We start from the raw sequence: 25,827 nt of genomic DNA, 5'->3' as shown, positions 1-25,827 counted from the left end.
TTGCCATAACGTAGCTTTCGCACCCTGACTGAAGCTCCAAATATATCCCCATATACTTTAATAAATTCAATCTTTTATATGCCAGAAAAACACTCAACCAAAAATAAAATAATGCTGATCAACTTGCAAGATCAGCACGAAGCTGCATTTTCAGATCATTATCATTCACCATCCTGACTGGGATCGAATCAAGAGCGTTTGAGCCGGAGCGTCACACCGCCTGATCTCTTCATCACTCGTAAATACAACACAAACCATCGTGAAACCATGCTCCTAGTAAAAGAAGAGCATGTTGCTCTTTCTAGTAAATTATTGAGCTGAACAGCAAAAGCTTAAGGAGCTACACCGTTTCAAAACAGAATAGTAAGCTAACCTCCCCATTCTGCACCAGAAACCCTGCTCACCCGCTAAGCGCTATATGTGAGTAGCCAAGACTGATGCATGAGCCAATAAGGAAGAATTTGCCAACACCCAAACTTGCATGGAAGTCTATCGGTACCCGCTGGATCAAGAGGCCAAAGCCGATTAATTAAGATGATTCGCATATAAGTAGAAAGCTCAGTTATTCTTAACCGCCCCCTTTGCAACAACTGGAGAGAATCATGCTAAGGAAAAGCCTTATAACCATCTTAATGGTTGCAGCTTCGATGCCCGCCTGGGGCTTCGATATCAAGGCCGGACTATGGGAAGTAACCCGAGAGACAGAAAGCCCTTTTCCTGATGAATTAGAAAGCGAAGCTCATTATGTTGAGTGCATACCACAGGAAGATATTAACGACCCTGAAGGTACTTTTCGGTCAGCTTTCGCAGAAATGGGTATAAATAATTTCCAGTATAGCGAGATTGATAACGTTATTAATGTAAAAGGTGTCAATACATCGTATGAAACAGATGTCACTATGGATGTATTAATGACAATACTTAGTAGTGAACACACTCGAACTGTTACCAAAATAAACGGCTACGAAAGTGCCACCATGGTCCAGGAAGCACATTGGATTAAAGAAGACTGCTAAAGCAGCATGGTCGTTCAATCGACACTGATTAATGGCCACTTAATTAGGTGGCCTTTTGAATTTAGAGGTCGCACGGCCCGAGGCATTAACAAAGTCATTTTGCTTGGCAACCTGGGCTACCCCCCCCCAAAGTACGCTTCAACCAGGGCAGTACCACGGGCCAATGAAAAGCAGGTGTTGGGTCAACATGACAGAGCGCTATGCACGCTTAGCGCCACACCGAGCAAGGGACGCGGTAGCCAAGCGGCAATCACGTTCTCATCACGTTAAAGAACCGGTTGATAATATCGAAGTGTTACTGGCGAGGAAAAAGAAAGCTTAGAAACGAAAAAAGCCCCTGACGAATCAGGGGCTTTTCGGAATAATTGGCGGAGGGACAGGGATTCGAACCCTGGATAGGCTATTAACCTATGCCGGTTTTCAAGACCAGGGTTAAATTAGCTTTTTAAATTTAAAATTCAATCACTTAAAGCACAACAGTATAACGACTAGCGGTTATACTCTTGTGTTTTGTACTAGTTCCCACCTCAAAAGCTCGCCTTATAGTTACCCAATTTATCCTCCTCTTCACTACCCTGCTATCCTGATTTCAATAGATCAAAAAACACCTATGTAAACACCCGCCGAATACTTCACCCGAAGACTCACCGATGAAGAGCTCGTCACTAAGCTTCGTAAGATGGCGCTCACGCCCCTACTATCTAGCTAATAACACCAAGCTACCCAGCGTGGTGGCTTTTACTGGCCTGTTTGAATGAACAGTCTGCCCAATTCCTAATCATACTGATAATCTCCAAGCTCACCACAAGCTAAGGAGGTAGTAGCATGACTCAGGAACAAAACAATGAATGGGCGGTAGACCGCATTGAGTTACAGTCTATCGGCAAAAGGGATAAGCTTACGGCTGCAATAAGGGGCCCTAAAGATGCAACCCTGTACGTGAATCCTGAGTTGCCTGAAAATTATCGTAGCCTTACGCTAACCCAGCTCGAAGAACTGATAATGAAAGAGGCCAAAAGCCTTTATCCTAAGTGATCCAAGCGTCTATTAACATGCATTAAACTAACTTCTATAGATGCTAACCGCTCTTCGGTCTCCCGTTGAGCGGTTTCGAGCCGCTCAACGCGCTGGAGCAATACCGTCGTTTCAGAATGGCGCAAAGCCTGCTCGGCTGTCATTCGTTCGGCGAGAGTGTGAAGCTGCTGCTGTAGATCGGTCATGGTGTTGCCTCCCGGCAAGACTTGGCTGAAAAGTTATTATCACTCAGTGGATACGGGATGAAAAGGTGCTGGTAGCAATAGTAAGCCCGCTGGTACCACTTTTTCTTTTTCGCTGACATGCCTATTAAGTAATCGAAAACAAGGAGATAAGTAATGAAGGCTAACCCTATATTTTTGGCGGCAACAGTTTTTTTTGGGACCCCATCACTATCTCATGCTCAAGACTTTTCCTTTGATCAGTATGCAAAAGTTGTTGAAAGAGCGCACGAGCTAGGCGAGGTTTGCCGGGAGAGTGCGAATGCCGGCGAAATGACACCACAGTGCGAGACATTTTTAAATTATTACAACAACGAATATGACGAGCAGGCAGTGCTGCTTTCTGAAGAGATGTCTGAACGAGGCAACCAGTTTATCAACGGCATTGGCTATGACGAGTTTGATCGCGTGTCGGAGCTTGATATGCAGGTAGAAGAAATGGAAACATATGCATACGACTTGCAACATTGACGCTATATCCTCCTCACCTATCGAGTTTATTAGAAGTTGAGATATCAAAGACTTCGGCAATAAACCCCAGCTAATCAAGGGAGCGGGGAATGAAGAAGCTAACTGAGAGTCAGGCAAAATGGTTTGAAATAAGAAGGCGGGGCGAGGCTAAAAAGATTGGCAGGAAAAGAAAATCAGATGACAGGGAGCGTCCAGGCATTTTTACTCCCGTGCATGCCCCCGAAGTATTTTCAATACGCACGCAGAAAGAGCGCTCCAAAGTTGTTAGCTTCATATCTAAAGTGAGAGCTGCTTGTCTGGATGGCTGTAACGTGAAAATTGACTTTTCACACACTAAGAGGCTGGGGTCCGACGCTACTGTTCTGCTTCACGCAGAAATTCATAGAATTGTTCACTGTCTAGATGATATTGAGCTTAGAGCCATCCCTCCGCGTAACTGGATGGCGGCCCAAGCAATGAAGAAGATCGGACTATTTCGGTTAACAAAGACGCCGCTCAAATTTAGCAAGGAAGCCAATCACAAGCATGTCGCAAATTGGCACTCTGCATATGGCGAAGAAGTGAATGGCGAGAAGTCCGAAGGCCTACTGTCAGCCTATGAGGGTGTTATTGCAGAGGTGCTAACTGGTGACCTATACACGAAGATCACTGAGGCAATGATTAACGTGCATCACCACGCGTACATTGAAGACAGAAATGATGGGCTGTCATATAAAGATGACCGCAAGCCTTGGTGGCTTTTTTCGCAAGAGCTTGATGGCTACCTAACCGTGGCCTTCTGTGACCTGGGGATTGGCATACCTAGATCCCTTCCCATAAAAAAGCCAAAACTTTGGAAAAAAATTGCTACGATGGGTAGCGCTGGCAGTGACTCGAACGCTATTTCCGAGGCTATCAAGGATAGCCAGACCCGCACTGGCGAAGAGCACCGTGGAAAAGGGTTAAAGCAAATTGTTGATACAGTTAGGTCTTTTGATACAGGAATCGTCAAGGTGCACAGCAACAAAGGATGCTATACTTCCGAAATGGGAAGAGTTATCCATTCCGACTTTGAAGAGTCGATTATGGGAACGGTCATATCCTGGAGAATTCCACTTCCCGCTGAGAGGTCTGAGGAAGAATTTTCATGAGAGCAGTTAAAATGGCCAAAATCTCAATTGCCAAGCAATTCTCACGCTTCCCCGCCGGTCGTTATAAAACCGATGGTCCACATAGTGGTGAGAAATTTCGCGAAGAGCATCTTGTTCCTGCTTTACAAAAGGATGAGACAGTAACTATCGAGCTAGATGGTGCACGTGGCTATGGGTCTTCATTTTTAGAAGAAGCGTTTGGCGGTTTGATACGTGCAGGTGCGGATGTCACCTTGGTTAAAAAGAAACTTCGGCTTCATTCAAAGGATCAAAGCCTCGTATCAGAAATTAATGAATACATTGAGAAGGCTATCGATAAGAACAAACATGCAAGAATGCACAGCTAGCTTCGATTTTTCGAATGTAATTACGTGGGCGCTTGTAGTATTTGGCTGGTTGGTAGTGTACCGGCAAAATCGCGCCTTTCAGGACAGGAAAGAGCTTCGCGCAGCTTTAGATAAAATCATTATCGACATCGACAGCCTAAGAGAAATGGCTGTGAGCTACCATACAGTAGAGAGCGAAGCCAACTCCCTGCTATCAAACAAGATTAAAAGCCTGACACAGAGCATCTCTGCTAATATTTCTGGGACCGCTCTAGGCTCTCCAGACGTGCTTGAAAAAATAAAGCAAACACGTCAAAGCATTACGTTTGAAAACTTCGAAACTACTGAGTATGAGCCTCAGCGCCATAACTCTGGCTTGGTATTAGAGATTTTCGGCTCCACCGATGATCTTAAAGATTCACTCGAGACACGGTACACCGATCTTTACAAGCGCACGCTAAGGTATAAATTTTTGTGTTTAGTAAAACGCTCACCACAGTTAGATTCTGGGCCGACATGAGGCTAGTATCTTCTCTATTGGGGCTTTAACCACCATATTGATTAATATCAGGCCCTCGCCATCAACACAAAGCCACCTACGGGTGGTTTTTTATGGCCTGACAATTGGGTGGCGTGCATGCCACAAAGGCGGCATCGTTAAAGGGTCAGCTGATTTTAGGGACCCAAAAGGAGAAAAGGGTTGTGAGACTAACGAGCATAGCGGTTTTGATTGTTGCTATTTCTGGCATATCCGGATGTGCATCCCAAAAATATCAAGCAGATATAGATGACGCTCAAGCGCGAATCGACGGTTTGTCGCAGTACAGACTGGAGCATCTAGCAATATCGCCATCTAATCATGAGAACTTTGATTCAGCCACAGCAGTTTGCGGATCTACTTTCGTCTCATACCGTCAGGACATATTGCAATCAATTGATACCAGCAGTACAGCCAAAGCATCTTCCAGCCTCATCAAGGCTAGGCGCGAAATGGCAGACTTGGAGAAATGGCTGGATGGGTGCGCGAGTCACTATGGAATCCAGATAGTTGCTTTAATGAAGTCTCCTAACGATAAGGGCGGACTATCTACGTCTGACTGGCTAGGGCGTCAGCACGGAGCCATGATGGATCGCAGAATTGCTGCTAACCATTTAAATAGACATAGAAGTGAGATGAGGCAATTGAACCAAGCTATAGGCATGGCTTTAATGGTCGGAAGTTCGGCATCTTCGGCCCAATATCAATATATCAACCCTTACATCAAGAATGATGGCACCTATGTAGACGGTCACTTGCGGTCTGCGCCAAATTCCTTTTGCTACGACAATTTAAATGGATGCTAAGTGGAGTGGGTATGAATAAAGATGGAGTTATAGCAGTGCTGGCCATCGCGCTAATAATCACGATCATGCTGTATATATCAGCGCTTAATGACGTAAAAGGAGCTGAGCGATATGCCCAGCGGTTTTATCAAATGCTGCCTGTATCAAAGCAGCAGGAAATAATGGAAGCCTGGGAGACGCGACAAGAATTACTTGGCGACGCCCCCTAGCCTCATCGTTACTGAACAGCCTCCCCTGCTTGGTTGTAAAGCAGGTTAAAGAAATCTACCTCGCTATCCATCGCGTCTTCAATCTCGTCGAGCTGCTCATCGCGCTCTTCAGCAGTAAGGCGCTCATCGGCTTCAATGGCGTCGCGCACCTTGCGTAGCTTCGTCAGCGTTTTTTCAAGATCTTTCGCCATATCAAACAGTGCTATCTTGCCTCCATGCTCGTCATAGAAGCTGCGCGCCTCCTCTCGGGGCAGATTGATAAACTCCTCATGCAACTGCCCAACCTCGGTGCGCCGCTCATAGAACGTTTGAATATCCCCGTACTCATTGACCTCAGACTTGAAGCGGCCCACAAACGGAATGCGGTGGGCATCGATGGTTTCGCCAGTCGCCGTGCGTTTAATGCTGTCGGCCACTTTCTCAGTAAACGACCAGGCGCCGCCGCCGTAATAGTTAACCACATGCTGCAGTACATCAGGGCTAACGTCGACACCGCCTGATCGGTACTCACTGCCGCCGGTGAGCTCATTTATAAACTGGGCAAAGCTTTGGTAAGCCGATGGTGTAGACCTGAAAGCAAGTGAGCTATCTGGCTTGGGCGTGCCGAAGGGGAAGTTCTCTTTGAAGATCACGCGGCCTGCAAAGTCCTCATTGACTGCCACCTGAGTAACCGAGCCTAGCAGTGTAGGAGTGAGGTTTTTCATCACCAAATTGGATGTATCCTCTGAATCTTGAAAGCCGATGGGAGAAAAGCTTCCAAGAATGGCCAGCGTCATATCCTTGCCTGCTTCCGTCAGCGATGATTTACCCGACATAACGGATTCAGCGTGCGTACCGATGTTAGAGAACACGTTATATCCGTAAGGCAAAGGAATGCGCACATAGTCTTTGCCACCTGTCATGATGATCAGGTTGCGCTCTTTGACGTGGCCAGGAATCTTGTCATAGAACAGCTCACCGTCATCATCCTCGTCTGACATCATGCGGTTAAACATGGCCATTGCGTAACTGCCTACGGCCATACCTACGGCTAGCTTTTGGGCGGCGTTCATGCGGCCCCAGATGTTCATCCGATTTCCACCCACCGGTGTATCCTTTACGGTTGCCATAGTGCGGGCGACGTTCATGGTGCCCTGGATGGATGCGTTGGCGAACATGTACGCAGCATTAAGCGCAGTGCCTGCCTCCCCGCGGCGGTTAAAGTTGACCGTCAGGTTTTTGGCCAAGCTGGCGGCCTTTTTACGGCTAATGCCGGCCCTGCGCGCATTGACGTAGGCGGATAAGCGCACCGCGTTTTCAACGGAGCCGTTCATGTTCTCAACGAAGTCGGCTACGGTTTTCTTAGCCTTCAGCATATTGCCCATGGTGCCGCCGTTCTCACGGCCAATAATGCTTTTGATCTCTTTGGCCTGGCCAGCCAAATCCTTCATATCGAAGTAGCCTGTCTTGGCACCGTCCTCAATAAACTCATCGAACCAGCGGTCCCACTCGGTATTGCGCGGCGCATCAGGATCGGCCAGCCCTCGGTAGGCCGCTTTCATTGCGCGGGGAATATCTCTCGCCGTCTGCCTAGCAATTTTCTCGCCTTTTATCTTGCCGTCGTCCCTGGTCTGCTCTGCGGCCACGTTGAGCAACGCCGTTTGCACATCTCGGGTAAAGTTGGTCAGCATGAACTCAGGGTTATAGCTGGTCATCATGGCAGATAAAGCACGCGTGCCAGATGCTGCAGTACGTACCAGCAAGTTGTTCTGCTCAGGCCCTACATTGCGCATGGCGTTCAGCAAGCGCTGGTCGTTGATCTTGATGTAATACGTGCGGCCCGCCTTCTTGGTTTTGAAGTAACGCTCGTTCATTTCCATAGCTACCGGGCGCTCTTCTACTTCGATACGCTTGGTACCATCCGGATTAGTGCGCTCGACCTGAGTGCGCTGAGTATCTGGATCGTTGTTGGTGAACACCTGCCACAAATCTGGGTTGGGGTTATCCGTGATTAGTGACAGCAGAGCGTTGCCGACTTCGTTCTTGCGCTTGCGAATCATAGACTCAGTGGTATCCACAATCGCTTGCGTAGAGGGTGACGCCGCTTTTGATAGGCGACCAAGTGCTGTTTTGGTTTCTCGCCCGCCTATCTCGTAACCGCGACCTGAGCGCATCCGGCCGCTTCCATCCTGGCCTACAGGAACATCTTCATCATTCGCCCAGCCTTTTAGCGGTACGTAGTAGTCATAACTGGCATCCCAGGCATCTAGCGTTTCATCAGATTCAAGTCCACCTTCGCGGATTATCTCGCGGCGATGTGCCAGCATGTCATCCACAATAGCGGCCAAGCGCTCAAGTCTCAGTTTCTTACCGCTGCTTTCAGCCTCTTGCATAATGGCAGCCGCTTCAGCGTTGGTCATACCTGATCCGCCATCTGCGTAGCGCGGATCATCAGGGTTACGCTCAGCAATGCGGGCATTCCGCTCTGGCGCATGACGGGCATAAAGATAGGCATCTAGTTCTTCTTGTTGGATGCCGCGCGCTGCCATGCCCTTGGCTAATTTTTCAACGTAGTTGCGGCTCAGCTCGTTCAGATCGCGTTCTGTTTTGCCGTGAAACAACTCTTCGGCTAAGTAGACATCATTGTCTTCATTGATATTCCCGCCTGCTTTCTTGATAACCTCCTGAGTTACCTTGAGACGGTTCATCTTGTCAGCCATCTTTCGCAGCGCGGTCTGCTTTAGCGACTCGTCGGGCAGCGCGAAGTTGGTGCTGTCGTTGTCGAAGTTGCCGCCAGGCGTCGGCGACAAGCTAAATAGCAAGTCGTTACTATCTACGCCGTCGGGATCAAAAGCCGCCTGAGTTGAGCGAATTTGAGAAGGATCAAATAAAGCAATTTCGTATGCGTCACCATACTGAGTAACAACGCCATCAAAACCCTGCTCTTTGGCTTGCTCTGCGAACTTGGCTGAAATTTCAGGGCTTTTGGTCGACAATTGCTGTTTGAAATTGGGTGGCACACGCAAAAGTGAGTTAGGGCGAATATGCAGAGGCATAATCACCTCGCCGCCCACACCAGCTTTTTCACCATTTCGTTGCGCTTTCTTTTCAGCGTAATGCTTGGCAACACCTTGATCGGTTGTTAGGTAGACTCCTTTTCCGAGCCATCCGCTGTCGAGCCGGTCTTGATGCCCGGGAACGAACGCTTCAACATCGCCTCTTGTTCCGTGGTAGAAAGTGAGCGCCACTCTTCCGCCAGGATTGCTGCCATCTCCTCCAGTGAATCCGCCTTCATTAGTCGTTCGTCGTTCGACTTTTCCGTCATTACCCATCTCCGCTGTGATTGCTTCATCGATAGAGGCAATGTAGCCCATATCGCGGGCGCGTTGCATCCGGCCTTTCTGGCTCATGTCCAAGCCTTTGGCTTCGGCGCGCTGCCATGCGGTGCTTTCAGGGCCGTGATTCTCCAGACTGAATAGAGCAGAATCTGACTCTGAGTCGATGGCTTGCTGCTCACGACGCAGGTATTCCCTGGAGCGTTCAGAAAGCTGCATAACATCCGTGTCAGTCCAGTTTATACTAGGGAAGTAGCGACGCAGAAGCTCGCGGATTCTGGCAACGGCACGGCGCAGCACATTAGGCTGCCAGCCTTTTTCTGTAAGGTGGGCAACCATCTCTTCAGCGATGGTTATCTGATGTTCAGGGTTAGACTGATCAAGAAACGGGTAGCTTTCCAAGACCTCTTTCAGCGCTTCACGCCCGCGCGGATCTAGTGGCAGCGTGTTATAGACTTGGCGCATGACTGTTTCTAACTCTGCACCCAGCACACCACGAATACCTTTGTGCCCTACCGCCTCATGTACCGCGGTGCGAATACCATCTTCAACACTGTCTACGTTATCCGCAATGACATACAGCTCATCCCCGATAAACATGCCCCGAACATCCGCTGGGTTAACGCCACGAAACACCATGCCCATAAGAGCTGAAGGCGGGAGTTCTGCGGCACTTTGAATAACCTTTGTACCCGCCATTTCTGGCATGTCGCGAATTGAAGCTTCAATTTCTGAGCGAATAGGTACCGCATTCGGGGTACGAGGCTCAGGGCTGAGCGAATAGCCCTGTTGGCTAAATAAGCGTTCTGCTTCAGCGCGCTCAGAAGATGCGTTCGTGTTCGTAGGCTGAGGGCTTTCATTAGCCGCTGACTGTTCGCGATTAAAGGAATCCTGGTCAGAGTCAGGAAATGTTCTTTGCTGACGTCGGTCTTCGCGTATTTCTTTACTTATGGTGGATGCTAAATCGTGAAGCTCTGCACGGCTGAGGGGATGCTTAGTAAGGCCTGCTTGGCGCATCGCGCGGTTAAGCTGTGAAAGCACACCATCCCAGGCAGCCCCAAAACGGCCTCTCTCCCGTTCAGCTAAATGTGCAAATACTTCTTCTGCGCGAACATCTGCCGATGTGGAATCAGCTGGGTAATGCTGATTAACGTGATCCCACGCAGGCCTTAACGACGGGACTTCTTGCGTTTCAAGAACGCGATCAAGGATCTGCCTTTTGACTTTAGGCTCGAAGGTATTAAGTCCATAATGTCCAACCACCTCGTGCCGTAATGTTTTTCGCCCGTCTCTCGCGTCACGAAGGCTGGCAGCTGCAAGTACGAGCTTTCCTGATCCTGAGTGGTAGGCTCCTTTGATGACGCCGACGTTTTCTCGGGTTGCTGCGGGTCCATATGCATCCTCTTGGCGATTCACCACCATTAAATCAAGCGGGATATTGCCATTGTAGTCTGCCATAAACTCATCAGCGATGCGTTGCGCTTCTTCTAGCTTCACGCCCTGTTCTTTGCCATCGCCACGCACCACGCTACGAAGGCTATACATTGCCTCTTGGTTACTCTGACCGCTTTCCTGTTCGGCCTTTGTCACTTCAGCAATAGGGGCTTTAGTGCGTCTGCTGGCCTGCGTCCACTCTCCCTGGCTGATAAGCACAGAACTGCCACGCTCTACGTTGGTGGCTTGGAGTGTGCCGTCTTTATTGAGCGAATCGACGGTATAGGAAGAACCTGCTTTAGCGTAGCCCACATCAGTTGCAAGCTTGATCGTATCGCCTACTATTGCACCACCAAAGGCATTGCTAGCCAGCTGCTGTCGTGGCGTTAGCTTTGTAGGCTTTTGCTTTTTAGCAGCTGCAGGCAACTCCGCTGCCTGGGCACGTTGCACGTCACCTTGCCGCTGCTGAGTGCCGGCCTGCTGAACCTCCTGCTCTCGCTGGGCAAAGCTTTCTTCTGTTTGGGTTCCGAGGGTTAGGTTATCTGATTGCTGTGTTGTAGGGCGCTCAGTAGTGACAGCGAACTGCTTTGCTTCTCGAAGTGTGTCTTTAGTCGCTAGCTGTATACCTTTATCGAAAGCATCTCGGTTTTTAAACACCATAAACATAGGTGTTCGGTTACCGCCTATACTAAAACCGTGGTCAGCAATGACCATGCCATTACTACCATTCCATACTTTGCTATTCTTACTTCGACGCTGCCAATTAACAGTTTGGCTTTGCCCTTTATCGACATCTTTCAAAGGTTGAGCAGCTTTATGCTCATTAGTGGCGGTGTTGGCAGCTTTTTGAGCAGCATTCTGCACAAAAAAGCCCCACCCGCCATTTATTTCCACTGGTTGGGCGTTCGGTGTGTCACGGAAGCGCTTAGATAGCTCGACGGCTTTGCGTGTTTGGAAGGGCTTGCCGTCGGTCTTTAGAGTTACCGCTGGTTCTGCTTGCGTTCCTGCTCCAGTAAGTAGGTGTTGTTCTCTAGCACGCGTTGTTCGTGCGTCGTTGACCGCAGGTACTGGTTTACTTCGTCCAATGTTTTGCCCTGCTTGATCAGTCTGTCCGCTGCTAGGTGCTGGTGTATATCCTTCGCTCGTTGCTGGGCTGTTTGTGCCATTTAGTAGTGCCTCTTTAAGTTCTCGCGTCACGCTTGCGAGTGCTTCGCCATCCTTCACTCGGCGCGCGGCGTCATTGATTTTTTGGTTAATTTCAGGCGTGGTTGTGGCCCGCTCAAGTAGCGCAATGGCTTCTACCGAGGTTTCCTGCAGAGCGCTGTTGCGATCCTTCGCGATGCGGTTACCTGCCTGTTCAGCCGTTTGGGCGTTATCGTTCAGAGTAGCGAATAAACGCTTATCGCGCACCAAGGTTTGACGCAGGTTATCCATTACCTTCACACGCTCGCCCATGAGCGACTCTGCTGGATCATCGCCAAATAGGCCGCCTTGCTCGCCCCGACTGTCGGCAAAGCCAGCTTGTCGTACTTCATTAGCTAGCAGCTCGCGCTGATTATCGTTGGTCGGCTTCACGCGATGGAAGACACTGACGGCAGCCATTTGTTGGTCAGGGTCGGTAAAAGAGCGGCCAATAACTGCGCCGTCTTTTTCGGCGATTACCTTGTTAAGCACCGCACCAAAGGGCTCAGTATCAAGTTTGGCAATATTGGCACCATCGCGCACAAGCTGAGTACGTGGCAGGTTGCTCTCGCGTATCACTGTATCGATATCGCCTTCGCTATTACGGAACACCTTGGCGGCATCCATCGCTGTGGCGCTACCTGCGGCAATGTTCGCCTCGGCGGCCGCGCGGCGAGCATCATCAACAGTAACGCCATCGGCTTCTCGCAACACAATGGCGTTCACGTCAGGCTGCTGCAGCTGACGAGCCAAGTTAATGCGGTGGTGGCCATCAGCGGCGTACACGCTGCCGTCGCTGCGCTCATGGAGAATTAGATTGCCAGCGCGGATATCGTCCCATTTCTCAATGCCCTCAAGGCGGCTATCTACCCCCTGCTCATTAACCTCGGTGCGGAACTGATAGGCCTGAGGGTCTACCTGGATGCTTTCAACCGGCACGCGGCGCGGTGTTTTAGAATCAGGGTTTGGCGACGGCTGGCTAGGGGGCAGTACTGGTTCGGGCTGGGCCTCCTCTGACTGCTCTGGTTCCTGAGCCACTTCTTCTGCTTGCTCGTCTTGGCGCGTGGCATCCGGCGCAACTGGCGGCGCTAGTGACTCATCGGCCACTTGCTCGCCGTTGATGGTAACCGTTTTGTCGGGCAAGTCAGCATTTGGGTCGTAGTCAGCTATGCCGTCTTGGGCAGCCTGCTCACGCCATGCTTCTTCCCAACGGCGCTGGGCGCCCATATCCAAGCCTGCCACTTGCTCTTGAGCGCCATTGTTGTTGTCAGTGCTATTTAAGCGATCCATTACGCGAGTGAAGCGCTCAGAGACGCTTTGTAGCTGCTCACGAACAGGCATTAAAGCATCGCTATCGTTGCGGGACCGCGCGATGGTTTCAGCCTCAAGTGCGGCGGATATCTCGCTGCTAATGGCGTCCATTTCAGCAACGGCATCGTTATCACCACGCTCCTCAGCAGTAGTGCGCAAGGCTTTAAAGGCGTCACCGTAGCTGATGGAATCACGCACATCGCGCTCGGCGGATGACAGCTCAAAACGAGGCTTGGCGATTAGTTCGGCAGCAGTGCCGACTGCCTCAGCATTAGCGGTTTCGGCTTCTGGAGTCGGCGCTTCCTCTGGAGCGGGGGAAGATTGTTCAGTAGGCGATTCGCTCGGCTCTGGTTGCTCGCTTCCCTGCTGATTATTTCCGCGCATCTCCATGGCAGCGGTACCAGCTCGCACAGCTCCACCGGTGGGGCCACCTACAATAACGCCACCTGCCGCACGGCGCTCAGCGGTTGTAGCATCCCAGCCAGTCTCAGTACCAACAGACTCCCCAGCGTACTCAATGCCGCCTTCTTGAATCGCTTCAGTTACGCTTTCTGTGGCGGCAGCACGGCCAACGGCACCCGGTATTTGACGAGCGCTGGCCACTGCATTTTTGCCACCCGGCAGTAAACGGCCAAGAGCAAAGCGGTCTAGAAGTACAGAAGCGGCAGCCGTCGGACCGGATACAGCATAGTCGCGCCCCACCGGCATTCCTTCGCGGTTATCATTCTCCACGCGCCCTTCGCCAATCTCTTGTGTCCGGGCAGCTAGGTAAGCCGGTAGGTTAACCACCAAACCCGCCATATCAGCCAGCGCAGCGGGCCCTTGCTCGGCAGCAGCGCCTGCAATGGTTTTAATGCTCGGCTCGTCTAGTGCGCGATCAATCGTGTAGTTAGGCTGGTAGCCGAGGCTTATATCTTCTACCGCCTGTCCTGTATCGATAAGCCCAGTGCTGGTGTCTTCGGGCTTGGCGCGCATGGTGAAATCTAGGCCAAAGCCGCCTAACGTAATATCTGGCTCATACCCACGCTCGCGCATCTCGTCAACGCTGCCACCAATCACGCCAGGGTTAATGCCTCCAAGCGCATCAGTAATTGCCTGCTCTCCACGATCTGCCACGTTACCAACAAACTGAAGCGCATTTCCTGCTAGATCAAGACCGCGCTCACCAGCGTTGCGTAATGCGTTACTGGCTAAATTTGGTGTTGCGGGCTGGCTCCCATCAGCGCTGGGCTGATTTTCACGCCCACCAAACACATCTGCTTCAGTGCGGGTAAAGAACTGATCACGCACGCGTGCAAAATCTTCCGAGCTCTTAGCGAGAGGACGAACCACACGGTCAACATAGTTATTGCGCATTTTCTGACGAGTTTTCCAGTCAGCGCTTTGGAAGGCAGGATGCTCAGAAACAGCTTTCCACGGTAGGGGCTGGGGTTGTTCAGCGGCGTTCACACGCGGCTCCTTCTATGTGCTATAGGTCGCGTAGGATAGAATTAAGCAAATCATTTTCTGCTGGTTCACTAGACTTTGGTCCTGGCTGAAGCCCTCTCTCTCGCTGAGATTGTGGCGGCGGCTCAGTACTGGTACTAGCCGCCGCTGAAGACTGTCTTGATGCGGGTATGCTTAATCCTGCGGGCTGACGCCCAAAGGCACGGCTTTCTAACTCTGGCAACATATCCCGAATGGCCTGTCTTTCGCTTTGAAACTGAGCCAGCTCTTCATCATTCATAGCGTTAGCTGCGCCAGGCGCACTCAATATGCTTTCGATATCCTCTAAACGACCCGTGTAATATTTGAGCTCGTCACGAGATGAGTCATTGCTACGATTCAGCATTTGCCAGGCCGCTTCGCGGCTGGGTGCTAAGCCATTATTTAAAAGATATTCGATATCTTTTTGCGTAGCGGTAGGCCTATCCCAGTAATTGCCCCCTGACTGCGGCGCCCTTCCTAGCACCTGCTTAGTCTCACCAGTCACCGTATTGCGCTGCAGGATAGAACCGCCTGGGCCTTGCACTTGCTCCCAGCGCTCTTGCGAATCGCCGCGCAGCAGACCAAGCACTTGCGTGGCACGCTGTTGGGCTTCAGGCGAGCGCAGGGTATTACGCAGCATGCGCATGCCCTGCACCTGTTCCACAAGCGCTTCCACCGGCACATATTTCACTAGGTCATCTTCAGCGGTGCCGCGTCCTTCCGTCATCGGTGCGCGATAGGTGTTGCCGTCTTCGCCCACCACCTCTAGCTCCAGAGCCACACTCTGGCCATCCGGTGCCGGGTACATGCCGACCACACGTTTTTGCCCGCCTTCGCCGCGGTTAATCTCGGCGCCAAACATTTGATTAAGCGCAGCCAGGCTTTCAGGGTCGTTAGCATCGACCGAGGTATTGGGATCAATCACCGCCATCGCCTGATTAATAGAGTTGTCGGTTTCAGGGTCGAGCGCCGACCAGAACTTGGGATATTTGCGCAGTGTTTTCAGCTCGTCTTCGCCAACCTCCATGCCGGAGCCAATCTTGCCCAGCGTGAACTGAATATTTTCCATATCACGCTGCCGTTCCACCTCTTCCTGCTGGGCACTGAACTGCTCGCGCTGCATATTCATGCGCTCTTGCTGCATTCCCATCTGCTGGTCAGCGCGCTCGTCGGCACGTTGGCCGCGCTGAAACTGGTTCATCAGCCCAAAACCTTGCGCAAAGCCGCCCGCCAAGCCGCGTGTATCTAGTCCTGCCATGGTGTTCTCCTAGAAGATTGAGCTTGCGAGAAAGCCGATGCCCGCGCCGATAGCAGCGCCCATTGGGCCGCCCACGCTGCCAGCCTGCATGCCTGCCATCATGCCGATGCCAGCCCCAGTGCCTACGGCCTGCATCTTCTGCGCCTTTTCAGCCTGCTTCATTTGATCTTCTGCCACCGTCGCTTGGCGTTGCTGACCTGCGAGGTCACCCAGCCCTTGCATGGCCTCGCCTTCCATTTTTTGACGCAGCCCTAGTAACCCGTAGCTCATTGGTTCATCACCCGATCAGGAATATTGGAGAGGCCCATGCCACCAGCGAGAATTGCTTGTTGTCGATCTTGGGCAGAGATGCGCGCCTCGTTGCCTGCGCTCACCATTGACGCGCTGCGCTCTAGCTGGGTACGGCGCTCCTCAGCGGCTTGTTGCTGAAGCGTTTGGCTTATGCCGTAACCTTGGCGCTGCTGGGCAAGCCCTTGCTGGCTACTGTCGAACGCCAAGCCCACCGCGTTACTAGCATTAGCAGCGGCAGTGCCCGGGGCATTGTTGTCTTGAGCCACGCGGGCCAGCTCATCGACGTACGGCGCAAAGCGATTCTTCCAATCGGCCCACTGGGCCCGGTTGAGTTGACCAAGCAGCTGCGAGGCTCCCTGGTCACCGCGCATGGCTTGGTTTGGATCAATGCGTTGCTGTGCCGTCTGGGAGGGCGCGTAATTAATCTGCCCTAGCGTGGGTTGGTATTGCATGGCTACACCCCGCCTGTGCTGACTTGGTCGTAAAGATTCAGCCCTTGGGGCTGGCTGGGTTGGCTGAGATAGTTGGCGGTACCGGCACCGGCCACTTGTCCGAGTAGCTGCAAGTTGGCACTACGACGATTAAAGCGATTAGCAGCTGTTTGGCGGGCATCGACCGCAGACTGACTAGCAATGCTCGATAATCCTTGCTGTGCCTGTCCCGCTTGGCCCTGACCAATGGCGACAATGTTTTGGAGGCCGCGCACCTGCTGGTTTTCCTGCTCAAACTGAGCGCGCCCAAGGGTTTCACCACCTGCACTGGCACCACCTAGCGCAATGCCACTCATAGCAGACTGCGCCCGACCGCTAGACGGGTCGATACCTGCTTGGCTTAACTGCAAACCTGCTTGCTGACTGGCGTCGCTCACCGCTTGCTGCTGACTTTGAAGCGTTCGGCCAGCGATATAGCTCATATTGGCGTCGCTGGTCATATCGCCCACCGATTCCATGTAAGCGTTTTCAAGCGGTGCCAGCTTCTCTTGAGCGAAGTTCCACTTTTCGGCGGCTACTTGGGCAAGCTGGCGTTGCTCGGGAGTGTCTTTAACTGTTGTATCACCGCCACCACCACCGCTCATAGGTCATCACCATTTAGCGATTCATCGACATCTTGCTGGTACGCTTCGTCTTGCGTGGGGTCGAGTCCAGTCAAGTAGTCATCAAGGCCGTCTTCATGGAAATGGTCACGAATCGACAGGCTGACTTTGTTCATCCACTCATAACCGCCGATTAGATAGGCGCACTGTGTCACTACCGCGGTAAGCTGGTCACGCAGGACAAAGGCAAGGGTTTTGTAATGGCGGCTGTCAGAGCGCTCAAGGCATGAGCTATCACGCCAGTCCTGTAGGGCGCTGGCCATCAACGGTCGCAGATAGGGTTCATGTTCTCGATAGAACGGATTCGCGGGCAACTCGATCAGCGCTTCCCAAAACGTGCGGATCAGCGTGGTATCGGCTACTGGGTTATCTTTATCAACGAGGTCGTCGAGGGTTTGAGAAATACGGAACAGCATCTCGCAAAATTGCGCAGCCGCTTCGTTATTGCGGAGTACGCCACGTAAAAACGTAGCTTCATTCTGGCGGGGCATGCAGCACCTCACGGTGGGGCAATTTAAAGGGTTATTGTAGCAGGGTTAGCTGTTGCTTAAATTCCTTTACCGCTTCATACATCTCGGCGGCAGTATCGGCTTTACGAATTCTTGCTTTTGCCTTTACTCGATCTAGCTCAATGTGATGGCTTCGCAGCTGCCTCTTCTCGTGCTTATGTAGAACGGCGTTAATTAAAACATCTAGCGGCATTCCTAATTCTTTAGCCTCTGACTCCAGTAATTCACCGCAGCCCTCTCTGGCTTCCATTAACTTCTGTTTATAAACGTCAGCTTGAGCAGAATCGATATGCCGTGCGTTTGCCGCATGCGTATCAATCATCGATAAATAGTGCTCTTCAGCATCGTCTCGACTCGCGAAAGTACTAGCTTTAAGGGTCACCAACAGTCACCTCCAGTTCACGGTCTAAGCAGTTAACCCGCCCTGACAACGCAATTCGGTATGTTCCAGGAACATCGTACTCAATTAATAACGGTTCATTATCCGTTACAGTGCTTAGCTTGTTTGTTGATACCGTAAGCCCCACAGGCAGACCAGTTAAAGTAACGACTAGCCCTTCTATTTTTAAGCCGAACGATATTTCTTCCCTCTTTCTAATCTCATTGGGTGTAGTTGTCACATCTACATAATGAGAGTCATCAGATATATCCGAGCCTTCTGGTACTTCTATATAGCGAGCACCGCCCGTGATTACCTGAGATATTTCGCCGTTAAACTTTGAAACTACGTAAGTAGGCATTTAGTTGTCCTTTAACGTCAGCGTGCTAATCATCCGGTGGGAAACCTGAAACTGTAGACCGCTCTGAGTACCTGCACCGCGCAAATAGAGCCTAAAGGTCCGCCCACCACTTTTTGCTGGACGCTCTATCGTGAAAGAGATTGCTTGCCGTGTGTAATCAAAAGCGGTGCTTGAATACCCCGCTCTAAGCACTTCCGTCGCATATCGACTGACACCGTCTTCCTCTAATTTCGCGTATACAGGGAATTTACCTGTGGTGTCTACGAGCACCCTGAATGAGCATGTAATTTGAATGGGGCCAGGGGATTCAGGTAGATACAGGGCTTGTATTTGCTTCCAGTTAGTCCACCCACCAACGTCATTACTTCCCCCCACTGCACCAAGGACTAGCGTACCGCCGGTATAAGCAGATGAAGGGATGGTTATTGCTTGCCCTTTAACTTGTAAGGTATCGACATATGCGTCGCCGGTGAAAATTTTGTTACCGTCAATTCGAGTCGAATTAGGACGCGTCCAGTCATCGGTGCGATTTTTTGCAGCTGCGCCGCTATTAGCGCGCGTCAGCACCAGGCCAGCTGTCGAGCCAGTTAGATCTTCATAGACAATCGCGTCCTTACCCGCTAATGCCCCTGCGCCCTGTACGTTGCCGATATTAACAACGCCATTAAATCGCCCTTCGTTGAACTCGACATTGCCGTTTTGTCTGATACGCCAACCCCGTTGGCCTGCAATGTAGTTACCCGACTGCACATCAGCGTAAAAGCGCGCCGCTTCTGCAACGCTGAGATTATCGACGTCAATCGCTTCCGCACGGATTAGGCCGCCTGCAGTAGTAACTGGCGTACCGTCATCAAGAAAGAATTTTCCGATCGTGATGGGACCAAGATGCCCCTCTTGAATAGAGCCATTTCTAATCATTGCGTTGTTCATATAGACAACGTCATCATCAATGATAAACGGCTTTCTCTTATTCCCATTTGTGCGGCCAATCCAGAAGCGATCAACATCAAAACCGGCATCCACGCGGCTGCCGTCGTTATAGATACCGAAGCCGCCAATTAAGCCATTCGCTTGTACTTGAGCAGTGTATCGAGCCCCAATCGCCACTAACTCACCATCGACGCGCTTGATATTAGTCGTGAGATTTTGTTGTACTGAAGCAATGTCATCATCCAGCGCAGATTGCGCTGTAGTAATTGCCCGAGCGTTAGCGCTTAACTCGTCGTTGATACGGCTGACGTTCGTCGAAAGATTTTGCTGGACGGTCGAAATATCACCCTCTAACTGGGACTGAACCGTCGTAAGCGCTTGAGAAACACTGCCCACTCGGCCATCTAAGCGGCTAACTTGAGTGTTTAGGCTCTGACGCACTCCCGCAACATCACTTTTCAGATCAGAGCGAACCTCAAGTACTGCTTCGGCGTTGGAATTAATGCGCCCATCAACTCGATCTATCTCAGTATTAAAGTCCTGCTGAACAGCGGCAAGCGCCTCCTCGCTTGACGATTGAACATCCAGAATCGCTTGAGCATTTGCGTTCAGCGTCCCATCGATACGGTTGACGTTCGAAGAAAGGTCCTGACGAACTGTAGAAATTTCTGCGTCAAGCTGAGACTGAACGGTCGTCAGTGCACGGGACTGCGCATCAACTCGGCCATCAAGGCGGGATACCTCTGATTCAAAAGATTGCTGGATGCTAGAAAGATCATCACCCAGCGCAGCAGAAACGGTTTCAATTTGCTTAGCTAATGTCCGGTCTTCTTCCGCGAGAAGCTCCTGAGCTTGCTCAATAGCAGAGCGCGCATTCGCAAGCTGCACTTCAATGCCGTCGATACGTAAAGCGCTCGCCTGGGCTTCAGTTGTCCGCACTTCCTCTAAGCTATAAAACGTAGCGGACGCGGCACCCCGAGACGCTGACATAACACGCTGCACCGCCGCTAATAGGTCGTCTTCTGTCGCTCTAACGCTCGACTCACGCGTGATACGCCCTTCTGCATCGTCGACCCGGGCCGACATATCAAGTACATCACTGGAAACCGCCTCTACTGCCGATGACCATGCCTCACGTTCAGCCGCGATATCTGCCACGTTCTGCTCAGTGAGCGCTGTCATGGTAGCTATATCACGTGCCAGCGCATCGTACTGCGTTGAGCGGGTTTCAGTTTCCTGCTCTATTGAGGATGTGTTGTCGTTAAGCCGTGACAGGAATCCTTGCAGTTGGCTAGCAACCGCTTGCTCTTGCTCGGCTAATGCTTGCTGAATTTGCTCAATCGCTGCGGTGACTTCAGGAATCTCATTTTCTGAGAACGTCGCTAACACGCGATCGATCAACACGCCTTTACCTGTTCCTGAAGTGTCGCCCCATATCACTAGAGAATGTTCATGGCCTTCGGTATCCGCTGGCACATCAACCAGCATGTCGTGAAAGGTATACTCGCTATCCGGCGAGAAGCGTGCCCACTCACCGAGAACTCCATCAACGCAGTACGCAATAGCAAACTCGGCGCTGGCATTTAAGCTAGGTTGCTTGGCATATAAAGAAACGCGAATTTCATTACCACTAAACTGACTGGATGTGTCCTCGCTGATTAAACGACGCACACCGTCTTCACGAGGCTCTGCATTAGAGAGTGTTGAAGTAACAAGTGCGGCTTGCAGCCCTGCATAAATATCGCTGGTTTCAGGTGTTAAGGTACTGCCATCGGTTGCCGCCCACGCATCAAAATCGCTGCCCGGTTCAAAGCTGCTTGCAAACGATGGCCGTGCATCAAGTCGCGCAGATAGGATGCCGACTTGAGTAGCCAGCGAACTGAACTGGTCAATGCGAATTTTCTGCTCGTCGAGAATTAGCGCTTCGTTATTGCTGACATTGCCAAACAGCTGATCGATTTGGGACGCAAAGACTTCGTTATCGTTGATGCGTATCTGCGCCATTGAGTAAATAGAGGCAGAGTTAGTATCGTATGCCGCCGCCATAACGTTTTGCTGTAGCGCCAGTAGGCTGTCTTCTAATTCAAGCTGCTCAACGGCCTGATTAATCGCGGTAGTGCGATTTTCTACTTCCTGCTGGAACGCCTGCGCGCGTGCCTGCGCCTCAAAAGCCAAGCTCTGAATACGCTCGTTACGCTCATCGTCCAGCGCTTCAATACGCAGCTCTCGCTCTTTAGCCAGGCGATTTGCTACCGTGCCATCAAGCGACTCAGGCCCCCGCAGCTCCTCCTCTATCGGCCCAATGCGCTCAATGCTAGATTCGATAGCGGGGATTTTCTCAATTTCTTCCCGGAGGGACTGCGCTAAAACACCCTCGTCAATCTCTCCAGTTAGCAGTTCAATGACATATCCAAGATCTGCCAACGGCGCAGCGTAGGTGCCGTTCGGGCTGTTCGGCGGGCCTTCAATATCGGTAACTGAAGTAAATGTAATCCAGTAGTAATAGCCTTTCAGCTTTGTCGGATCGTCAGGATCAACCGCATCATCGCGCACGTAGTCTGTGTAAAAACTACCCGCTTCACGGCCAATGACTTCTGCGTTAGCAAAGTTGTCTTTTTCGCTTCGAAAGATGTTGGTATAGGCATGGTTGCGGTACTGCTGGCCGGGGATGGTCCAGCTTAGATTAATCATGCCGTAGAAGCCGCCTTGGGCATCAAAGTTGGCAGGCGCTGGCGGTATGCTTAAATCTGGCGCTGGCGGCAGTGCGCCAGAATCTAGGTTGCCATCTTGGCCTGGGCGCATGCCTGGCTTTAATTTACCAATGCCGCTATCCAACAGGTCACGCAACGTTACCTTGCGGTCTAAGGGGTCGCCCCGCACGCCTTCGCCGGTTTCCAGTATCTCGGTCATGGCAGCGATCAGGGGGCGTAACTCGCTCGGTGCCTTCGGCGGCACTGGCGGTAATGTCCGACGGCGTCGGTTCATGGGCACCTCACGGTGAGCCTGAAAAGGTTAAATCAATTCGCTTGGAGAGGTCGCGATTTGTATGGACTGCACTTCGTTGTTGCCCTGAATCTCAACTTCCCAATCTCGGCACAATGTAAAGCCTGCAGGAAGGCGAAACATATCAGAGCTGGTAATCCCGGAATCAAGAACAGTATTTCCATCGGCACGGATAATGAGCCTCACAGGGTAGTTAGATGCAATGAGCTTGCCGCAGGTAAATCCAGCGCTACCAGGAGGGAATTCATGAAGACGCGAGCGCCAGGTATAATTCATGAGGTTTCCCTTCCCCCACGCTTTAATGGCACTGTTCTGAATCAGGTAAAGTGTGCCCGCTGCTATGTCGTGATAGCCACCGCTGGCGTTAATATCCAGAAACTCGACGCCTTCACCAGGCGTAAAAACCATGCAGCCGCCACTATAGAACGCGATATAGCGGCCATCATAGCGGTAGGCGTGGATCGTTTCGGGGTTGAGCGATTGCCACTGGTCTTTTGAAAACACCTCGGCAGTCACTACACGAGCATCACGGCCACCTGCTGCGACCAAGCCTTCGTGCCCTGCGTAGATAACGTACTCGCCCATATCGACCAGTGAACGCTCGGATATACAAGGTTGGTCAACGTCTAGCTGCATTGGTGACATAGCCTCGGGACTGGCACCACTGACAAGGTAGGGCTGCCCTTGCGTCGCCACAATCAAGCCCGACGATGTAGCGCCAATGGCAACGATGTTGTCTTTGAAAGCCAGCTGATACGCCACTGGCCATGCATGAGGCAAGTACGCCTCGCTAAAGCACAGCGTGTTTTCAAAATATCCGGCCAGAATACCACCAGGTAGTGCAGTCAATCCCTGCAGCCTGGGGTCAGGCATATCCCACTCGACCGATGGCAATGCACGGCCAAGCTGGGCACTGGTGTAACTATCAAGATATTCACTTGCAGATGCGTTTACATTGGCAACGTACTGATAGATGCCATTCGACTCAGCACGGTAGATTCGCTTTGCCACAATGCCATGGCTGCCACTGGGGACGCCTGGGAGCGATAAATGCACTTCACCGCCTGCAGGCGCACTGCCCGTCATATCCCAGCGTTCAATGATATTGCTGGGCACACTGGGCGCACTTTCTTCGCCGAAGCGCGACACCAGCGTCACTACATAGGATGTTTCCAATGTCGTGGGCGGACGCTCGTCAACGGGTGCGCGATTACTCGGCGCAGATGCTGTCGGCCCGCTGCTTGGTGCGGGTATGCCTAGTCGATAGCCACCACCAGGATACGGCGGGGTTCCACTGGTAATATCGCTAATACCGCCCATTTTCGGCGGACCATCACCTGTCCAGTACACGCGGGAAAAATCGTCGCTCGCTAGTGGCGACTTCACAACGTGAACGTTACGCCCCATCCCCCAGGTCAGCCAAAAGCCTTGCCCATTGTTTCCGCTGGGATAGCGGTAAAGCGTGGATGGATTCGCCACAGTGCTAAGCGACTCTACGGTTAGCGGTGCGCGTTCAGGCTTTAGCGTACCGCGCTTTAGGTAAACATTTCGAGCCCGCTGTGCGTTGTTTTCTGGCAGCAACCGCGCGTCTAAAATTGGTAACTCGCCACGAAAGGCGCTGTGTTGGATTTTCAATATGTCCACCTTTCAGGCACAAAAAAAACCGCTTGCGCGGCTGTTGTTCTGCTAAGTTTTACGCCCTACCAGCTAATAGCGTTTGCGGCCTCATCTGTTTCAGCAGCCCGCACAGCTTTCACCAGTCTTTGCCGCTTCCCTGTCAGCGTCTGAAACTGGGTGAACATTTCCGCATTCTCAATAACGGCTGCGCAAAGTTCTGTCATCGTTTCAGTGCCGTCCTCACCATTACGCCCCAGCAGTATCGCATTGAGCACAGGCGTTGATGGCTGCTCGCTCTGCGTGTCTTCATGCCACGCCAAGAAAGCGCGCGCTTCAGCTTCTTGCGCGAGCCACGTTTGCTGCTCTATCGCCGGATACTCTCTGATTAGCGGCTCAGCCTCTGCGGCATACGCCGCGTTGATCTCTGCGATCTTTGCTGCCTGGGCGTCTGCTAATAGCTCAGCGGAAGTTTTTGCTGGAATAAACCACGGCTCACTCATGGTGTTAGCTCCCCATTTGGTTGCGGCACTACAACTGTCCAGCCATCAGCGCGCTTCACGTACTCAGCGCCTTCGGGTGCAGACGTTGCGACGATATAACAGCGGTCGGGATCGTAATCAGCGGCATCAATCCATTCGTCGGTGCCGGACCAATCATGTGAGCCGTTCATCGGCTGACACTCATAAGCAAGTCCGCACTGTCCGACCGTGATGTACAACTCTCCGTCGATACGGTCTACGCAACGAATGCCTGCCGCCAAAGTTTCCTCGGTTGCAAAGAACTTAGCGCCTTCGGGGAAAGGGGAAAGATCAAAGCCGTTCACGGTACTTTCCGATATTTTTAAATCAATAACGCCGCAGGTTCCCACTGGTATGAATTTAATCTTCACGCTTTCCATCTCCCAAAAATTACTATGTCGAGCGATTCAGAAAAATCTTCATAAGCTAACGTAGTGCCTTCTATCCTGTATATTCCCCTAAACCCGTTACTGCCATAGTGAGAAAATGCTACAGCTTTCCACTTAGAGTACTGCTCATAGCCAGATGCAGAAAAGCTCCAAGAAACACTAAAGGTACCCACAAACTGTTTTGGAGATGGAAATGACTGCCAAGTACTGGCGTTGTAGCTGAAAAGTACTCTTGTACGGCAAATCATAGTGCCGTCAGCGAACTTCACATAGTACCCGTCTTCATTGCTACCGCTCTCCATTACAGAAGATTGTTCGACATTTCCTACGATAGTCTGGGAGCTAACATCCTCGACCCAATCCCCCCAAATGCGCTCTCCTTCGGAGTTTAAGGCATTGGAGCAAAGCCTTTTCCAACTTCTAATTTTAAGAGCTGCGCTACTACTGTTGGCGGTATTTGCGTAATTGACAGCCTTTTGCACAAGTGCGTGGCCGCCATATAGACGTTGGGTTTCTACCCAAATAAACGAACCACTATTTTCAGGAAAAACTCCCATATTGGCGGTTGAATATAGTGCGCATTCACCAGAAATAGCTTGGTCTATGTTTTGATTAGCTGACTGACCTGAATGATAATTACCGAAGTGCGCTCTGCTTGCGAACGGGGCATCGGCCAATCGAACTAGCTCTCCACCATTCCCCAGATTGTTCAACCCACCAGTCACACCTCTCCCCAGAAGCGGCCCCAACTGATCAATCACACTGTTCAGTTCAGCGCGGTCAGGGAACTCAGCAATCAACTCGGCACTTGACCCCTGTCTACGATAGAGGCGCATGTAAGCACCGTTACCAGGGACGCTGAAATATTTACCATCAGCCGTGTTCTGGCGTCCCTCTGTGATCGTTGAATAGATGTTGTTAAGCCCCATAGCTGCATCGCGGAAACGCACCACTTCTTCTTGCAGCTTGGAGTTCGTTTGTTCTAGCTGTACGACAGCCTGCTCGAATGACATTGCATC

22 protein-coding genes are annotated in these 25,827 nt (G+C 51.4%); 8 read left to right on the top strand and 14 right to left on the bottom strand.

Annotated features, from left to right (window positions below):
• Positions 1 to 602: 602 nt before the first annotated feature.
• Positions 603 to 1,016 (top strand): hypothetical protein, encoded by a 414-nt coding sequence (locus IR195_RS09780; RefSeq protein WP_206049638.1) that lies wholly within the window; start codon positions 603 to 605, stop codon positions 1,014 to 1,016.
• A gap of 825 nt (positions 1,017 to 1,841) precedes the next feature.
• Positions 1,842 to 2,051: a hypothetical protein gene (locus IR195_RS09775; RefSeq protein ID WP_206049637.1), complete on the top strand. Its 210-nt coding sequence runs from the start codon at positions 1,842 to 1,844 to the stop codon at positions 2,049 to 2,051.
• On the opposite strand, the gene IR195_RS09770 is transcribed toward IR195_RS09775, so the two are convergent.
• A complete protein-coding gene (locus tag IR195_RS09770; RefSeq protein WP_206049636.1) occupies positions 2,039 to 2,236 on the bottom strand; it encodes a hypothetical protein in 198 nt (65 codons plus the stop codon). The genes IR195_RS09775 and IR195_RS09770 overlap by 13 nt on opposite strands.
• 153 nt (positions 2,237 to 2,389) lie before the next feature.
• Here IR195_RS09770 and IR195_RS09765 point away from each other — a divergent pair, with 153 nt between their 5' ends.
• The 6 genes from IR195_RS09765 (at position 2,390) to IR195_RS09740 (ending at position 5,752) form a co-directional block, all read left to right on the top strand.
• Positions 2,390 to 2,743 (top strand): hypothetical protein, encoded by a 354-nt coding sequence (locus IR195_RS09765; protein ID WP_206049635.1) that lies wholly within the window; start codon positions 2,390 to 2,392, stop codon positions 2,741 to 2,743.
• A gap of 89 nt (positions 2,744 to 2,832) precedes the next feature.
• Positions 2,833 to 3,873, top strand: a complete 1,041-nt coding sequence (locus tag IR195_RS09760) for a hypothetical protein (RefSeq protein ID WP_206049634.1) — start codon at positions 2,833 to 2,835, stop codon at positions 3,871 to 3,873.
• Positions 3,870 to 4,220, top strand: a complete 351-nt coding sequence (locus tag IR195_RS09755) for an STAS-like domain-containing protein (protein ID WP_206049633.1) — start codon at positions 3,870 to 3,872, stop codon at positions 4,218 to 4,220. Before IR195_RS09760 ends, IR195_RS09755 begins: the two co-directional genes overlap by 4 nt.
• Positions 4,201 to 4,719 carry a hypothetical protein gene (locus IR195_RS09750; RefSeq protein ID WP_206049632.1) on the top strand — a complete coding sequence of 173 codons (519 nt, stop codon included), beginning with the start codon at positions 4,201 to 4,203 and terminating at the stop codon, positions 4,717 to 4,719. The genes IR195_RS09755 and IR195_RS09750 overlap by 20 nt, the downstream gene beginning before the upstream one ends.
• Before the next feature lie 182 nt (positions 4,720 to 4,901).
• Positions 4,902 to 5,543: a hypothetical protein gene (locus IR195_RS09745; protein ID WP_206049631.1), complete on the top strand. Its 642-nt coding sequence runs from the start codon at positions 4,902 to 4,904 to the stop codon at positions 5,541 to 5,543.
• A gap of 11 nt (positions 5,544 to 5,554) precedes the next feature.
• Positions 5,555 to 5,752 carry a hypothetical protein gene (locus IR195_RS09740; protein WP_206049630.1) on the top strand — a complete coding sequence of 66 codons (198 nt, stop codon included), beginning with the start codon at positions 5,555 to 5,557 and terminating at the stop codon, positions 5,750 to 5,752.
• Between the two features lie 8 nt (positions 5,753 to 5,760).
• On the opposite strand, the gene IR195_RS09735 is transcribed toward IR195_RS09740, so the two are convergent.
• The 13 genes from IR195_RS09735 to IR195_RS09675 all read right to left on the bottom strand — a co-directional run bounded on the left by IR195_RS09735 (position 5,761) and on the right by IR195_RS09675 (position 25,821).
• Entirely contained in the window at positions 5,761 to 14,442 is an 8,682-nt protein-coding gene (locus tag IR195_RS09735) for an LPD38 domain-containing protein (RefSeq protein WP_206049629.1), read from the bottom strand.
• A gap of 19 nt (positions 14,443 to 14,461) precedes the next feature.
• Positions 14,462 to 15,718, bottom strand: a complete 1,257-nt coding sequence (locus tag IR195_RS09730) for a hypothetical protein (protein ID WP_206049628.1) — start codon at positions 15,716 to 15,718, stop codon at positions 14,462 to 14,464.
• Positions 15,719 to 15,727: 9 nt separating this feature from the next.
• Positions 15,728 to 15,988 (bottom strand): hypothetical protein, encoded by a 261-nt coding sequence (locus IR195_RS09725; protein ID WP_206049627.1) that lies wholly within the window; start codon positions 15,986 to 15,988, stop codon positions 15,728 to 15,730.
• The gene (locus IR195_RS09720) at positions 15,985 to 16,461 is read right to left on the bottom strand and encodes a hypothetical protein (protein WP_206049626.1); all 477 of its coding nucleotides are present in this window, start codon (positions 16,459 to 16,461) and stop codon (positions 15,985 to 15,987) included. The genes IR195_RS09725 and IR195_RS09720 overlap by 4 nt, the downstream gene beginning before the upstream one ends.
• Before the next feature lie 2 nt (positions 16,462 to 16,463).
• On the bottom strand, positions 16,464 to 17,084 hold the full coding sequence (locus tag IR195_RS09715) for a hypothetical protein (protein WP_206049625.1): 621 nt from the start codon (positions 17,082 to 17,084) through the stop codon (positions 16,464 to 16,466).
• Complete coding sequence (locus IR195_RS09710; protein ID WP_206049624.1) at positions 17,081 to 17,593, bottom strand: hypothetical protein; 513 nt, start codon at positions 17,591 to 17,593, stop codon at positions 17,081 to 17,083. Before IR195_RS09710 ends, IR195_RS09715 begins: the two co-directional genes overlap by 4 nt.
• A gap of 31 nt (positions 17,594 to 17,624) precedes the next feature.
• Positions 17,625 to 17,993 (bottom strand): hypothetical protein, encoded by a 369-nt coding sequence (locus IR195_RS09705; RefSeq protein WP_206049623.1) that lies wholly within the window; start codon positions 17,991 to 17,993, stop codon positions 17,625 to 17,627.
• Positions 17,983 to 18,351, bottom strand: a complete 369-nt coding sequence (locus tag IR195_RS09700; RefSeq protein WP_206049622.1) for a hypothetical protein — start codon at positions 18,349 to 18,351, stop codon at positions 17,983 to 17,985. Before IR195_RS09700 ends, IR195_RS09705 begins: the two co-directional genes overlap by 11 nt.
• Positions 18,352 to 22,266 (bottom strand): phage tail tip fiber protein, encoded by a 3,915-nt coding sequence (locus tag IR195_RS09695; protein ID WP_206049621.1) that lies wholly within the window; start codon positions 22,264 to 22,266, stop codon positions 18,352 to 18,354.
• 27 nt (positions 22,267 to 22,293) lie between these two features.
• The gene (locus tag IR195_RS09690; RefSeq protein ID WP_206049620.1) at positions 22,294 to 23,919 is read right to left on the bottom strand and encodes a hypothetical protein; all 1,626 of its coding nucleotides are present in this window, start codon (positions 23,917 to 23,919) and stop codon (positions 22,294 to 22,296) included.
• Positions 23,920 to 23,984: 65 nt separating this feature from the next.
• Positions 23,985 to 24,401 carry a hypothetical protein gene (locus IR195_RS09685; protein WP_206049619.1) on the bottom strand — a complete coding sequence of 139 codons (417 nt, stop codon included), beginning with the start codon at positions 24,399 to 24,401 and terminating at the stop codon, positions 23,985 to 23,987.
• A complete protein-coding gene (locus IR195_RS09680) occupies positions 24,398 to 24,790 on the bottom strand; it encodes a hypothetical protein (RefSeq protein WP_206049618.1) in 393 nt (130 codons plus the stop codon). Before IR195_RS09680 ends, IR195_RS09685 begins: the two co-directional genes overlap by 4 nt.
• Positions 24,787 to 25,821: a hypothetical protein gene (locus IR195_RS09675; protein WP_206049617.1), complete on the bottom strand. Its 1,035-nt coding sequence runs from the start codon at positions 25,819 to 25,821 to the stop codon at positions 24,787 to 24,789. The genes IR195_RS09680 and IR195_RS09675 overlap by 4 nt, the downstream gene beginning before the upstream one ends.
• Positions 25,822 to 25,827 lie beyond the last annotated feature (6 nt).

The organism is Vreelandella venusta (assembly GCF_015689495.1).
In the GTDB taxonomy this organism is placed as follows: domain Bacteria; phylum Pseudomonadota; class Gammaproteobacteria; order Pseudomonadales; family Halomonadaceae; genus Vreelandella; species Vreelandella venusta.
The sequence above is the reverse complement of the archived record's forward strand: the minus strand, read 5'-3'. Positions and strand labels throughout refer to the sequence as shown.

Excerpts from the sequence above, each read along its gene's own strand:
- IR195_RS09780 (WP_206049638.1), top strand. The coding sequence starts at position 603 with ATGCTAAGGAAAAGCCTTATAACCATCTTAATGGTTGCAGCTTCGATG.
- IR195_RS09775 (WP_206049637.1), top strand. The coding sequence starts at position 1,842 with ATGACTCAGGAACAAAACAATGAATGGGCGGTAGACCGCATTGAGTTA.
- IR195_RS09770 (WP_206049636.1), bottom strand. The coding sequence starts at position 2,236 with ATGACCGATCTACAGCAGCAGCTTCACACTCTCGCCGAACGAATGACA.
- IR195_RS09765 (WP_206049635.1), top strand. The coding sequence starts at position 2,390 with ATGAAGGCTAACCCTATATTTTTGGCGGCAACAGTTTTTTTTGGGACC.
- IR195_RS09760 (WP_206049634.1), top strand. The coding sequence starts at position 2,833 with ATGAAGAAGCTAACTGAGAGTCAGGCAAAATGGTTTGAAATAAGAAGG.
- IR195_RS09755 (WP_206049633.1), top strand. The coding sequence starts at position 3,870 with ATGAGAGCAGTTAAAATGGCCAAAATCTCAATTGCCAAGCAATTCTCA.
- IR195_RS09750 (WP_206049632.1), top strand. The coding sequence starts at position 4,201 with ATGCAAGAATGCACAGCTAGCTTCGATTTTTCGAATGTAATTACGTGG.
- IR195_RS09740 (WP_206049630.1), top strand. The coding sequence starts at position 5,555 with ATGAATAAAGATGGAGTTATAGCAGTGCTGGCCATCGCGCTAATAATC.
- IR195_RS09730 (WP_206049628.1), bottom strand. The coding sequence starts at position 15,718 with ATGGCAGGACTAGATACACGCGGCTTGGCGGGCGGCTTTGCGCAAGGT.
- IR195_RS09725 (WP_206049627.1), bottom strand. The coding sequence starts at position 15,988 with ATGAGCTACGGGTTACTAGGGCTGCGTCAAAAAATGGAAGGCGAGGCC.
- IR195_RS09720 (WP_206049626.1), bottom strand. The coding sequence starts at position 16,461 with ATGCAATACCAACCCACGCTAGGGCAGATTAATTACGCGCCCTCCCAG.
- IR195_RS09715 (WP_206049625.1), bottom strand. The coding sequence starts at position 17,084 with ATGAGCGGTGGTGGTGGCGGTGATACAACAGTTAAAGACACTCCCGAG.
- IR195_RS09710 (WP_206049624.1), bottom strand. The coding sequence starts at position 17,593 with ATGCCCCGCCAGAATGAAGCTACGTTTTTACGTGGCGTACTCCGCAAT.
- IR195_RS09700 (WP_206049622.1), bottom strand. The coding sequence starts at position 18,351 with ATGCCTACTTACGTAGTTTCAAAGTTTAACGGCGAAATATCTCAGGTA.
- IR195_RS09695 (WP_206049621.1), bottom strand. The coding sequence starts at position 22,266 with ATGAACCGACGCCGTCGGACATTACCGCCAGTGCCGCCGAAGGCACCG.
- IR195_RS09685 (WP_206049619.1), bottom strand. The coding sequence starts at position 24,401 with ATGAGTGAGCCGTGGTTTATTCCAGCAAAAACTTCCGCTGAGCTATTA.
- IR195_RS09675 (WP_206049617.1), bottom strand. The coding sequence starts at position 25,821 with ATGTCATTCGAGCAGGCTGTCGTACAGCTAGAACAAACGAACTCCAAG.